We start from the raw sequence: 12,399 nt of genomic DNA, 5'->3' as shown, positions 1-12,399 counted from the left end.
GGATCACCGTATCGACGCCGTTATTGCGATAGCCGCATTGCGCCGCGTCCAGGTTCTCCATGGGGTTGGGCAGTTTTTCCGGGCTGTGAAAATCAAAACTGAAGCCGGAATCCACATGGGCGGGGGCAATCAGTTCCAGTTTTTCCAGCGCCTTTACCCGGCTCTGGGCCTGCTTGGCCTTGCTGGCTTTTGCCTTGAAGCGGGTAATGAATTTTTGCAGGTGGGCGACCTGGGTTTGCTGCTTGTCGTGCATCTTCTGTTGCAGGGCCAGCTTTTCGGCGCGCTCGCGTTCGAAGTCGGAGTAGCCGCCGGTGTACTGCTTCAGGCTGTTATGTTCGATGTGCAGAATCTGGGTGACGATGGCATCCAGGAACGCCCGGTCATGGGAGATCACCAACAACGCTCCGGGCTGCTGAATCAGATAACTCTGCAGCCACAGAATGGCATCCAGATCCAGGTGGTTGGTGGGCTCATCGAGAAGCAACAGGTCCGCGTCGCTCATCAGTACCTGGGCCAGATTCAGGCGCATGCGCCAGCCACCGGAAAAGCTGGAGACCGGCTGCCGTTGCTGGGCTTCGCTAAAGCCCAGGCCCGCCAGCAGGACGGCGGCGTTGGCCGGTTGCTGCCAGGCGTGCAGCGCGTCCAGCTCGCCGTGGGTCAGGGCAATGGCGTGGTTGTCGCCGGCCTGTTCGGCGGCCGCCAGTTTGCGCTCGGCGGCGCGCAGGGCATGGTGGCCGTCCAGCACGTAATCGATGGCTGGCTGGTCCAGTGCCGGTACTTCCTGGGCCATCATGGCCAGGCGCCAGTCGGCAGGCAGATTGAGGTTGCCGCCGTCGCTCTCCAGCTCGCCCATGATAAGCTTGAACAGCGAACTTTTACCGCTGCCATTGCGGCCCACCAGCCCCACGCGCCAGCCCTTGTGCAAGACCAGGTTGGCATCTTCCAGCAGCAGGTCGGGGCCGCGACGAAGGTTGATATGTTCGAGAGACAGCATGGTGAGCCTATTTCCAAGACAGTGGCCTGCGTGCAAGTGTAGACGCGCAGGAAACCGGCGCAGTGTAAGCGATGGCCTGTTTAAGCACCAACCCGTCAGCGGACGGTGAATCAGGGGATACCCGTGAGTGATGAGATAAAACCGGATCTGTGGCGTTTCGCGCTGGGCCGTTGGCAGGACAAGGCGTTCGAGAAAACCTGCCTGTATTTGCAGGATGAATATCAGGTGCCGGTGTCGTTGATGCTGTGTGGGCTGTGGCTGGCCGCGCTGGGCAAGCAACCGGATGCCAAGGTGGGCCGGCGGTTGGCGGAACTGGCCGGGCAGTTCGAGTCGGATTACCTGCGACCTCTGCGGGCGGTGCGCCGAAAGGCCGGGCAGGATGAGCGGTTGCCCGAATTCAAGCGGCAACTCCAGCAGGTGGAGCTGGAAGGCGAGCGCTGGTTGTTGACCTCTCTGCCGATGCTCTGCGATACCTTGCTGCCGGCCGGCAAACCGGTGGACCCGATGGGCTGGTTGCTGGTGCTGGTCCCGGAAACGGCGCAGTGCGAAGGGTTGCAGAAATCGCTCAATGAGTTGGTTGCGCTCTAGGCATTGCCGCTACTCCCGTCCCGTTCCAGAAAGCCTGTTGAGCCCTGGAGCGCCTGATTGTCCTGCCGCCGATTCCGCGTTGACACTCGGTTCGCACCTCAAGCGGTGTTCCTGCAGAAATCGCGTGTTACCACTTTCAACTTTGAACTTTCCCCCCGCCGCTGCCATTCTTCCTGTCCACGTTTTATTCGGACCATCCCATGAGCACCGACCTGGATTTCGATCGCGACCACCTCTGGCATCCTTATACGTCTACCTCGAAACCGTTGCCCACCTTTCCTGTGGCCAGTGCGTCCGGGGTGAGGCTGACACTGGATGACGGGCGTGAACTCGTCGATGGCATGTCGTCCTGGTGGGCAGCCGTGCATGGCTATAACCACCCGGTGCTGAACCAGGCGGCAAAAGACCAGATTGATCGTATGGCCCATGTGATGTTCGGCGGGCTGACCCACGAACCGGCGGTGGAGCTGGGCAAGAAGCTGGTGGCGCTGACCCCCGATCCATTGGAGAAAGTGTTTCTGGCCGACAGCGGCTCGGTGGCCGTGGAAGTGGCGATCAAGATGGCGCTGCAGTACTGGCTGAGCCAGGGGTACACCGGCAAGGACAAACTGCTGGCCCTGCGCAACGGTTATCACGGCGATACGTTTGGCGCCATGGCGGCCTGTGATCCGGTCAACGGCATGCATTCGCTGTTCAGTGGCGTGCTGGCCAAACATTATTTTGCTGAGGCACCGCAGTGCCCCTATGACAGTGATTTCGATACGGCGGATCTGGATTCCATCCAGCAGATGCTGGCGGCCCATCACCAGGAGATCGCCGCCGTGATTTTGGAGCCGGTGGTGCAGGGCGCTGGCGGCATGCGTATTTATCATCCCACCTACCTGAAAGCGGTGCGGGCCCTGTGTGACGAGTACGGTGTGTTGCTGATCTTAGATGAAATCGCCACGGGCTTTGGTCGCACCGGCAAGTTGTTTGCGCTGGAGCATGCGGATGTGTGCCCGGATATCCTGTGCCTGGGCAAGGCGATTACCGGGGGCTATATGACTCTGGCGGCCACGTTGTGTACCGGTCAGGTAGCCGCGGGTATTTGTGAGGGGGAGGCCGGGGTGCTGATGCACGGGCCGACTTTTATGGGTAACCCGCTGGCCTGCGCCGTGGCCAACGCCAGCATCCAGTTACTGCTGGAGTCCGGCTGGCAGCAAAAAGTGGCCGCCATCGAGAGTCAGCTCAAGGAGGAATTGCTGCCGTTGAAGACGCTGCCTGCGGTGGCCGATACCCGGGTGCTGGGCGCCATCGGAGTGATGGAAATGAAAGAACCGGTGGCCATGGAGCANGTGCAGGCGCGTTTTGTGGAGCTGGGCGTATGGATTCGTCCGTTCGGCAAGCTGGTCTACATCATGCCGCCGTTCGTGATCGAGCCGGAGGATTTAAGCAAGCTCACTGGGGCCATGCGGGATTTGGCAGAGGGCAGTTGACGTTAAGACCTAACTTTCTACAAACCCGCTGTAGGCGTTCCCTTCCAGGGGACGAACCTCGCGAAGCGAGGCTACAAGAGCTTTCACCTGCCGCACTGTCATGAGTCGATCTAGAACCTGATCGCCCTGCGGGCAATTCCGCGTTTACACGCGGTTCGTCCCCTGGAAGGGAACTCTACAGGTGGGTTAACGAAACCCCGGCATGGTCTGTATTAAATGCCGCTGTACCTCCAGCCATTCGCCGATTAGCCGCCAGTGTTGCTGGTCTTCAAGGTGGCGGGAGACGGCGGCATCCATGATGCCTTCGCCCTGGCTCATGGCTTGCACATAAAGCTGCGTGTCGCGCAGGGTGACCAGATAGGGAATTTTCAGGCTGGCAAGAAACTGGCGCAGGGCTTCGTACATTTTTGTGCGGGTGCGTGCCCGGTTGGCGATCACTGCCAGCCGTCGGGGGCGCCGGCGGTAGCTGGGGGTGAGCATCACGCTTTGCAGAAACCGGGTGGTGGCGCGGATATCAATGGGGCTGGGCAGCACAGGAACCAGCACCACCTGGGAGAGTCGCATCAGATGATCCAACTGATGCGGATCAAGCCCGGCGGGAGAGTCGATGATGACCAGATTGCCTGCCTGATCCAGACGTTGCTGCAGGCGGCCCAGGGAAACCGGTTCACCGGCAGGCCAGCTCAGACCTTGAATAGTGGCGGAGTGGCGCATCTTCAGCCATTGGGTGGCGGACTGCTGCGGGTCCAGATCCATCAGACATACCGGGCGCCCCAAGGCTTCGAAATAGCAAGCCAGGTTGGTGGCGATGGTGGTTTTGCCGCAACCCCCTTTGCTGTTTGCGACCAGAATCACCAAACGCGAAGCGTGGGACCTGTGCTGGGAGCCGATCCCCGTGGATGGGCTATTCTGTGCGCTGTTCATACCGTTTCTTTATGGTTATTTCGTATGATTCTACCTGCCCCTAATGCCGGTGCGGTGACTGTCGGAAGAAAGGGTGATTGTGCTCACAAATTCAACACTACCGCAAAAGTGGCATAAGTGATGTAAATTGTGATGTTATTTTGCTCCCATGGGGAACTCGATCCCGTGAAGGGGCTCTACAGGGGAATCCGGCGTTATGCGTTTTTTGCTCATTATTGTGGTGCTGCTGCTGGCAGTGCTGGCGGCCTTGTTTATTGTGCCGCTGGGTGGTGGCAAGCCATTGCTAAACTGGCAGCATGTGGAACAGAACTGGCAACAGCCGGAAAAGCTGTTTGACGGGAGCCTGTCTCCCTGGCTGGAAAAAAAGGGGGACACGGAGCTGTATCGCTGGCGTGACCCCGATGGAAACTGGCAGTATGGCCAGATTCCGCCGCCGGGTGTATCGGCGGAACCCATTACGGTAAAAGCTCCGGACACCATCAGCGCGGAAGAGATGCGCGGTGGCAAGGGGCTGGAAGAGACACAACAGAAACAATAACAGTTGGCCAATTGGAGGCAGAATGAAGAAATTGGGAATCGTGCTGGCAGGAACGGTCTTGCTGGCCGCTTGTGGTCAGGACAACGCAGAAGTGAAAACGGATGACCAGAAGGCGTCCTATGCACTGGGTTTCCGCAGTGCCGAGCAGATGCGCAGCCTGGAAAACCTGGATCTGGATGCCATGGTTGCAGGCCTGCGTGATGGCTTCGACGAGAAGGGCGAGTCCCGTCTGGGTGATGAAGATCTGGATCAGCTGATCCGTGATTTCCAGGGCCGTATGATGGCCGCCCAGCAGAAAAAGGTTGAAGAAGAAGCTGGCAAGAACCTGGAAGCCAGCGAAAAATTCCTGGCGGACAATGCTGAACGTGACGGCGTGACCGTTACCGACAGCGGCATGCAGTACGAAGTGCTGGCCTCCGGTGAAGAAGGAGCGGCATCTCCGACTCTGGAAGACACCGTGGAAGTTCACTACCACGGCACGCTGCCCGACGGCACTGTGTTCGACAGCTCCGTAGAGCGTGATCAGCCTGCGACCTTCGGCCTGCAGCAGATCATTCCGGGTTGGCAGGAAGCGCTGCCGATGATGAAGGAAGGCGACAAGTGGAAAATCGTCCTGCCGCCGTCACTGGCCTACGGCGAGCAAGGTGCGGGTGGCGACATTGGCCCGAACCAGGTGCTGATTTTCGAAATCGAGCTGCTGGATGTGAAAGGCAGTGGTGATGAGGCGCAAGGCGAAGAATAATCGCTGTTGCTGTTTTATCCGCAAAAGAGGGCGCCTTTGTGCGCCCTCTTTTTGTGCGGATCTGCGGCTGCAACCGCCCTTTGCCAGCCGCATTCCGGGTTATTGTAATCTGGTTGACACCGCGCGAAATAGCGCCAGAGCGTCAGCCTTGCTTGACATGCCGTATTCAGGAGACACGCTAGTCATCACAATGACCAGATTTTCGGCCGGATTCACATAGAGATACTGGCCTCCAAAGCCCACCCCCATGATTTCCTCGCCGTTACCCGCCGGCAGCCACCATTGATGGCTGTACCCGAACAAGGGCTGTTTCTCCAGCGTTTCCAATGCCGCATTATCGGGAGAGAAGCTATCGGACAGCCACTGCGGTGATATGACCTGCATTTCCGCCACTTTGCCGTCGTGAGTCAGCATTAATCCCAAGCGTCCCAAATCACGCAGGCGGGCATTCATGCCCATCCAGCCCTGCTCAATCGGTTCGGCATCTTTGGCCTGATCCGTCAGCCAGTACGCCGGACTCTTGGCGCCGATCTTCGACCACAGATTTGTCTCGGCAAATTCTGCCGCCGTCATGCCCGATGCCTTCTCCACCAACATGGTCAGAACCTGGGTATTGGTATTAATGTATTCCCACTTCTCGCCGTGTTCCACGCCCTTCTTTTTGAGCGCCGTGCCGGGATAGGGGCGAAGGCTGGCGCCGCAGGCAAAACTGGCCCCCGCCGCCGGACGGATATCCCTGCCCTCACCGGCGGCATCAGGGGATTGCCCCTTGAAATATACGGCCGTCGACATGTTCAACAGGTCGCGTATGGACGCTCCCTGGAAGCCGCTTTCTTTAAGCTCGGGCAGGTACTCGGTGATCGGCTGGTCGATATCGTCAATCATTCCCTGATCCACCGCGATGCCCACCAGCAGCGAAACAACGGATTTAGACATGGAATTAATCAGAAAGACAGATGAGCGATCGGCGCCCAGGCGGTAAGTTTCCTCGCGGATTTCGCCGTCCTTGATGACGAGAAAGCCGCTCACCTTCCGGGATGCGAAGTAATCCTCCTGCGATGCGCTCTGTCCCTTGAGGGAAAAACTCACCGGTGGGAGGGGCTGTCCCTCCGGTAGTTCAATCACAGTATTACCGGGTGCCAGTTTGGTAGCGGAAAAACGCTGGTAGGCAGACCGGAAATGCTGGGCTGCATCAGGCGTTTTCGTGGAGAAGTAGCGGGCAACTTCGCCTATTTCCTTGCGGCCACATACCTCAGCGGTGCTTGCTGCATGACCGGCGACCGGCAACACGCTGCCTGTCATGCTAAGCGCCAAGATCACCGTGCCTGTTACCTGCTTCCGGGTTCTTGATACTGACCATTTCATCGTTTTGACTCCCTTCTTGTTGTTGGGGAACCGCTGAGCGGCTTCTTTCGTTGTCTGTCATAGCTGCTTTCAGTGGCGAAATAATCCAGCATGATCTCTGCCACCTTGTCCGGGCGCTCGGAGGTTAAGGCATGCCCCGTCTCGGGCAATTCCACATAGGTTACCTGCGCACCCAACTCTTCCTTGATCGGGCGGCCAGCTAGGTGTGGCGGAGCAATGAAATCCTGTGCCGGTTGAATCAAAAGAAAGGGCTTCCCGCCCGCGTTTTTGAAAATATCGCCGTCAATACTCCTGGCGGCATGGACCTGTGCCATCGCCAGTTTCGGATACCAGCCTGTCAACCAGGCATCCGGCGAATTGCCTTCGGCGAAGAACGCACACTGAATCGCCGCACGGCGTTTCTCTGTACCTTCCGTCGGCGTAATAGAGCCTCGCAGGCAGGCTTTTTGTTCGGCGCTCATTTCGAAGTTACCGCCCGCCGCCAGCAGAACCAGCTTGTCGATCCGTTCCGGGTACAGCGTCGCGAAGGTTCGGGACAACCTGTTGCCAAAAGCATGACCAATCATGTGCACTTTCTTGATGTTGAATGCGTCCAGGCTGAGCCGTACATCGTCAACCAGCATTTCCATGGAAACCTGACCGGGTGTCAGCTCGCCCTTGCTTTCACCAACACCTCTTGGCTCTATCAGAATGACCTGGTACCCGGCTTCAACCAGTCGCGTGACCAGCGTGGATTGGTACTGTTCTGTGTAATCAGCTACCCCCCGCCCCAGGGATGGGATGATCGTGACATAGTCACCCTGACTTGCGTCTTGGCGGTACAAACGGACGGCGTTGGTTGTGTTGCCGTGTGTGATAAGTCGCTCCGCAGCGAGATAATCTTTTGCCTGCTGTTTCGTGGCCAGGGCCAGAGCGGGCAGCAGAAGTGATAAGAGAAACGTGATCAGCAATGGAACTTGCCGAAGTGACCGTGATGTCATATTTGTTATTCCTATGCTAATAAAATGCATAAATGTTATGAGGAGGAATAGGTATATCAGGGCCAAGGGAAAATCTATAATGCATTATAGGTAGTGAGGAATAACTAAGTGTTATAAACATGATAAGTACAAAGCAGCTCTCTCATCTGAAAGCCGTGCTTGATTACGGCACGATACACGCCGCGTCACAGGCCTTGCATATCACGCAGCCTGCACTGACGCGCAGCCTGGCCAACCTCGAAAGCCAGTTGGGCACGCCCCTTTTCTTGCGCTCCAAATCCGGTATGACGCCGACAGAGTTCTGTCTGCAGATTCGGCATCGAGCAGAAACCGTACTATCCACTCTCAGCGATTTGAAAAGAGAGGCGGAGATTCAGCAGAGCGTTGCCACTGGTGAGCTTCGGCTGGCATTCGGGCAAGCAATAAAATCCAGCGTTCTCAGGCGTACGCTTTCAAAGATGCTCCTGGAAGCGCCAGATGTCAGCCTGACCATCAGTGAAGGTACGCCAGAAGAGTTGCATCGTCGCCTGGTCAACCGCCAAGTGGATATGCTCTTCATGGGCGCTGAGAGCATCCAGGATACAACGGGGATCCGGCAGGAACTGATAACCTCTCTTCCTCTACGCGCATTCGCCAGGCCGGACCACCCTCTGTCCGGTGAGAAAGATATTTCCGTAGAACAGCTAAGCCGGTATCCTCTGGTCGCGCCACAGGTTCTGTCATCAGGGCACCGCCTGCGCAGCATGTTGCGTGCCAGGGAAAATGCCCTGGGCCTGACGCCCGGTGTTATCTGTAGTGACTACGAGGCCACCAGGAAGCTTCTGCTGGAAACAGATGCTTGGGCGATTGCCCCGGAAATTCAGTACCAAACCGAACTTAGCGAGAATGTACTGTTGTCACTGGACATCCCTTCACTGAATTACGCCATTCAACTGGCTGTGGTTGAGCCGAAGGACCAGCCGCGAACGGCCGCATCTGAACGTTTCCTTCGGATCTGCCGTAGTCATTTCTGTCCGCCGGACAATGCGTGATGCACCTTTTTTATTCCAATATACCTATTAAGCATTATATTCCAGGGTCCTCGCTGTCTTAGCATGCCGTCAATACCCTCCCCGCAGTCAGCTGCGGTGGGGAAACCAAAATAAGAAAAGACGGCCGAACAATGAAGATGCGATTTCCTTGCAGAGCCCCCGAAAAGATTGTCCTGTCTGCCGCCCTGGCGACCAGTTTTGCCACAGCGACCGCCATGGCCACAGAGAGGCAAGCGGTTAACAATGATATGGACGTGAAGGTTTCCGGCAGCCTTATCGCTGGCGCAATCTGGACGGCGGAGAATGCCAATCCGGACTATATTTTTCGGCGCAACGCCCAGGTCGTAGGCAAAAGTGACTTGTCCATGTACAACCCGAAGGGCGGGCGCAATGGTGATGATGGCCGACTTAATTACACCGGCAAGGAGCTGGCCTCCACACCCGTGATCCTTAATGCCAAGCTGGAGGCCCGTTTCCGGAACTATAAAGCAGTTGTTGCCGGCAAAGCCTGGTATGACCATCACCAACTTCATCACGATGTCCCTTTTGGCTCTCTCGCTAACGGCTATCAGGCCAATGTCCCTTTGGATGACAGCCAATACAACCGGCTGGCTCGATTCAACGGTCTGGCTTTTACTGAAGCTTACCTTGAAGGGAAGTTCTCTCCTTTCCAGAAAGATCTGACGATTCGCGCAGGTGAGCAATATTTCAAATGGGGTGAAAGTCTTTTCTTTATCAACGGCGTCAATGTGATCAATCCTTTTTTCACGCCCGCCATCCGACTCTCCGGTGATTCGAAGAGGCTGACAACCAACGCCATCAGCGCCTCGTTTTCTGTCACTCCCGCGACGGCTATGACTATGTTCTATCAGCTGGCCTGGGAGGATACCGTCGTGGCTCCCTGTGGTACGGCGTTCAGTTCACGGGACTTTATCGCAGACGGTTGCAACGGTGCCAGACCGGTTGGCCCCAACGACCGCGTCGCCTATGAAAGCGGGCTTTTCATCGAACGCGGCAATAATATTGATGCAAGGGATGGTGGGCAATTCGGTTTTTCCCTGAGTCATGATCTGGGCAACACCACGCTTTCTGCCTACCTCATCAATATCCACTCTCGTCGCCCCTATACTAGCGTGATAACCGACAGCTACTCACAACCTGACGACAGCGGTATTGCGCCAGGCTGGCGCCCACCCAGTGACTCCAGCGCCGATGCCGACAAGAATGCCCAATATGTCCTTGAGTACCCGGAAGACCAGCAAATTTACGGGGTCAGCTTCAAGAGCCTGGCAGGGCAGGCCACAAGATTGTTCGGCGAATATTCATACCGCCCCAATCAGCCCGTGCAACTGGCCACTGCCGACCTGATTGCCGCCTTTGCCAATGATCCGGCCTATCTGGCCAGCGTCATCGGTGAGGACCTGACATTGGGGCAGGATTCGATCAATGCAGCTCCCGGTAGCGTGTATCAGGGCTATGACCGTCGCAAGGTCTCCCAATTGACATTGGGCGTGATCCAACCCGTTCCGGGTGTTCTGGGCTCAAAAGCACTTGTGGTGGCTACCGAGGCCGGAGCCAAGTACATCCACGACCTGCCTTCACAAAGCGAACGCCGCTACAGCCGCACAGACCTGTACGGTTCGGACCTGGCCAGTGGCAATGCTGTCGGCTGTCAGGTCGCAGGGCAGCCGGACAGAGGCAGCACCGGCTGTTCCAAGGATGGATACGCTTCCCAGTTCTCCTGGGGCTACCGTTTGCGCAGCCAGTTGATCTATCCCAATGTGGTCGGCGCGTTTACCCTTAAGCCTTTCGTTCTATTCGGCCAGGATGTGAAAGGTTGGTCCTACGATGCCAATTTTTCTGAGGGCCGCTTGATCGGTGGTGCGGGCATTAGTGCCGAATACGGGCAGCGTCTCACTACTGATCTGCGCTGGATAAGCACGGGGAATGACCCTTTTTCGGCCACCGACAGGGACTTTATTTCCGCCAGTATTGCCCTGAATTTCTAACACCCCGGATCACGATGAAAAGGCGCTTGCGATACCGGCGCCGGGAAAGCGATGAGTCGGTTGCCTCGTTCGGCCAGCTCGCGAAGTGTGGAGGCAATGTACGCTAAATAGCGTGTACGGCCGTGTCGGTGAGCGATGATCTTAAGGAACCTCTGAATAACTCCTTGCGTGCTCAGTCTTTCAGGCTGGTTCGCCCCCTAGGCCAAGGTAAAGAGGGGCGCGATTTTGAAGGTGTCCCCTCAAGGGGGATCGAGATATGCCCATCCATCGGCTCTTTACCTTCGAAGGAAGCGTAACAACGAGAGCGGGCCAGCCTGGAAGACCTGAAGCACCATGGCGGGCATAAAAGCGCGGTGGAGTGCGCATCTGCTGCGCCTTGCCTCTAGGAAAGGGGCCCACCCTTACCGTCGAGACAAGACACAACAGCTGCACGCTCCAGGTCACGCTGAGCATGCAAGGAGTTATTCAGAGGTTCCTTAATGCGTCGCCTGCTGCCGCGGCGGTTCTTGCTGGTGGATGCTGAGAATCAGCTGGTCTTCCAGGGCAAAGCGTTCTTCCAGGGTTTCCATCAGTGCACTGATGCGCTGGGGTAGCACACTGCGTTGGGCCAGGCATTGGTTCGGGTGTTCGAAGTCTTCATTGAAAGCCAGGGCGGCATCGGTGGAGCTGTCCAGCTTCTGCATAATCTGCCGGGTCAGTGCCGGGTTCTCCCGGTGAAAGTGGCGGGCTTCGTTAACCAGTTCCCGATATACCTCGAAATAGCCGGCACTGATGTAGTCCATCAGCAGCTGACAGAATCGCTGTACCTGCCGGTGCATGGGTTGCGGGTTATCGTAAGGCTGGGGAGTGGAAAGGCCTTTCAGGCCCTGCATGGTGCACAGCAGAACAATCAGCTGTTGGCGTTCATCCAGCCAGGCCTGAACCAGGGCTTCGATACGTTGCCATTGAGCCAGTGCTGCAGATGTGGAACTCGCCATTGTATTCCCTCCTTAGTGAATGGCTGAGACTGCCTTGGGCCGGGGGTACGAACGGTGCCGTACGAGCGGACGTCTGATTCTTCAGCAGGGCTATCGAGACTAGGATGGAGGGTGATGGCGGCGCAATGGGCAGAAAGTGACCTTTTTGCGGAGTAGCCACAAACAGTGGAAAAAACAGCGCGGCGTCAGCCACTTGCTGATAAAGACGGATTTTTTATAAGGCAGGGGCTTTTAGTGCTTTGTAACGGCGGATAGGAATGCCTGATGCCTAGTGCTTGACGCCAGACGGCTGTGCAAACCGGGCCGGGTTGTGGTCGCACCACCGGTTTGCTTTGGGGGTGTAATGTCAGGCATCAGGCTTCTTGCGTCCTGCAAAACGAGCAATGCCGCCCCTCCGGTCGAGCTGGCACAGCGGTAATGCTTCAGGTTAATCCGCGTTAGCCGAGATGCTGCGCCACCCAGGGCCACAGCCAGGGGAGTGCCAGTGCGGTGACCAGGCCACACAGGCCTAGCGCCAGGCCTGCAAAGGCGCCGGCTTTTTCGCCGTATTCGAAAGCCCGTGCGGTGCCGATGGCATGGGCCACCAGCCCCAGCGCAAAGCCTTTTACCCGATGATCGCTGACCTTGAGCAGCCGGAAGATGGGCCCGGCGGAGAGCGCGCCGACAATGCCGGTGATGGCCACGGCACCGGCGGCCAGCGATACATAGCCGCCGGTGGATTTCACCACTTCAACGGCAATTGGTGTGGTGATGGATTTGGGGGCCAGCGAGCCCAC

At 57.3% G+C, this 12,399-nt stretch carries 12 protein-coding genes; 6 read left to right on the top strand and 6 right to left on the bottom strand.

Annotated features, from left to right (window positions below; genetic code table 11):
- A partial coding sequence (locus A3754_RS10705; protein WP_156496950.1) for an ABC-F family ATP-binding cassette domain-containing protein occupies positions 1-994 on the bottom strand: 994 nt, incomplete at its 3' end.
- 123 nt (positions 995-1,117) lie between these two features.
- Between A3754_RS10705 and A3754_RS10700 the strand changes: the two genes are divergently transcribed.
- Positions 1,118-1,582 (top strand): TIGR02444 family protein, encoded by a 465-nt coding sequence (locus A3754_RS10700; protein WP_231880586.1) that lies wholly within the window; start codon positions 1,118-1,120, stop codon positions 1,580-1,582.
- A 200-nt stretch (positions 1,583-1,782) separates the two neighbouring features.
- A complete protein-coding gene (gene bioA / locus A3754_RS10695; protein ID WP_063519662.1) occupies positions 1,783-3,057 on the top strand; it encodes an adenosylmethionine--8-amino-7-oxononanoate transaminase in 1,275 nt (424 codons plus the stop codon).
- Positions 3,058-3,243: 186 nt separating this feature from the next.
- Here the strand turns inward: bioA and A3754_RS10690 are convergent, their stop codons facing one another.
- Positions 3,244-3,981, bottom strand: coding sequence for a ParA family protein (locus tag A3754_RS10690; RefSeq protein WP_082872316.1), 738 nt, complete (start codon positions 3,979-3,981; stop codon positions 3,244-3,246).
- 196 nt (positions 3,982-4,177) lie between these two features.
- Here A3754_RS10690 and A3754_RS10685 point away from each other — a divergent pair, with 196 nt between their 5' ends.
- Positions 4,178-4,519 (top strand): DUF4124 domain-containing protein, encoded by a 342-nt coding sequence (locus A3754_RS10685; protein WP_063519661.1) that lies wholly within the window; start codon positions 4,178-4,180, stop codon positions 4,517-4,519.
- A 22-nt stretch (positions 4,520-4,541) separates the two neighbouring features.
- A complete protein-coding gene (locus tag A3754_RS10680; protein ID WP_063519660.1) occupies positions 4,542-5,261 on the top strand; it encodes an FKBP-type peptidyl-prolyl cis-trans isomerase in 720 nt (239 codons plus the stop codon).
- A gap of 99 nt (positions 5,262-5,360) precedes the next feature.
- On the opposite strand, the gene A3754_RS10675 is transcribed toward A3754_RS10680, so the two are convergent.
- Positions 5,361-6,563, bottom strand: coding sequence for a serine hydrolase (locus A3754_RS10675; protein WP_197468618.1), 1,203 nt, complete (start codon positions 6,561-6,563; stop codon positions 5,361-5,363).
- A gap of 59 nt (positions 6,564-6,622) precedes the next feature.
- Positions 6,623-7,576, bottom strand: a complete 954-nt coding sequence (locus A3754_RS10670; RefSeq protein WP_197468617.1) for an alpha/beta fold hydrolase — start codon at positions 7,574-7,576, stop codon at positions 6,623-6,625.
- A gap of 149 nt (positions 7,577-7,725) precedes the next feature.
- Between A3754_RS10670 and A3754_RS10665 the strand changes: the two genes are divergently transcribed.
- On the top strand, positions 7,726-8,637 hold the full coding sequence (locus tag A3754_RS10665) for a LysR family transcriptional regulator (protein WP_063519657.1): 912 nt from the start codon (positions 7,726-7,728) through the stop codon (positions 8,635-8,637).
- Between the two features lie 131 nt (positions 8,638-8,768).
- A complete protein-coding gene (locus A3754_RS10660) occupies positions 8,769-10,646 on the top strand; it encodes a DUF1302 domain-containing protein (protein ID WP_082872314.1) in 1,878 nt (625 codons plus the stop codon).
- Positions 10,647-11,122: 476 nt separating this feature from the next.
- On the opposite strand, the gene rsd is transcribed toward A3754_RS10660, so the two are convergent.
- Together rsd and A3754_RS10650 are read right to left on the bottom strand one after the other, a co-directional pair.
- Positions 11,123-11,623 (bottom strand): sigma D regulator, encoded by a 501-nt coding sequence (rsd, locus tag A3754_RS10655; protein ID WP_063519656.1) that lies wholly within the window; start codon positions 11,621-11,623, stop codon positions 11,123-11,125.
- A 437-nt stretch (positions 11,624-12,060) separates the two neighbouring features.
- A partial coding sequence (locus A3754_RS10650; RefSeq protein ID WP_197468615.1) for an LrgB family protein occupies positions 12,061-12,399 on the bottom strand: 339 nt, incomplete at its 5' end.

Source organism: Alcanivorax sp. HI0083 (genome assembly GCF_001635175.1).
The sequence above is the reverse complement of the archived record's forward strand: the minus strand, read 5'-3'. Positions and strand labels throughout refer to the sequence as shown.

Excerpts from the sequence above, each read along its gene's own strand:
- A3754_RS10690 (WP_082872316.1), bottom strand. The coding sequence starts at position 3,981 with ATGAACAGCGCACAGAATAGCCCATCCACGGGGATCGGCTCCCAGCAC.
- A3754_RS10685 (WP_063519661.1), top strand. The coding sequence starts at position 4,178 with ATGCGTTTTTTGCTCATTATTGTGGTGCTGCTGCTGGCAGTGCTGGCG.
- A3754_RS10680 (WP_063519660.1), top strand. The coding sequence starts at position 4,542 with ATGAAGAAATTGGGAATCGTGCTGGCAGGAACGGTCTTGCTGGCCGCT.
- A3754_RS10675 (WP_197468618.1), bottom strand. The coding sequence starts at position 6,563 with ATGACAGGCAGCGTGTTGCCGGTCGCCGGTCATGCAGCAAGCACCGCT.
- A3754_RS10665 (WP_063519657.1), top strand. The coding sequence starts at position 7,726 with ATGATAAGTACAAAGCAGCTCTCTCATCTGAAAGCCGTGCTTGATTAC.
- A3754_RS10660 (WP_082872314.1), top strand. The coding sequence starts at position 8,769 with ATGAAGATGCGATTTCCTTGCAGAGCCCCCGAAAAGATTGTCCTGTCT.
- rsd (WP_063519656.1), bottom strand. The coding sequence starts at position 11,623 with ATGGCGAGTTCCACATCTGCAGCACTGGCTCAATGGCAACGTATCGAA.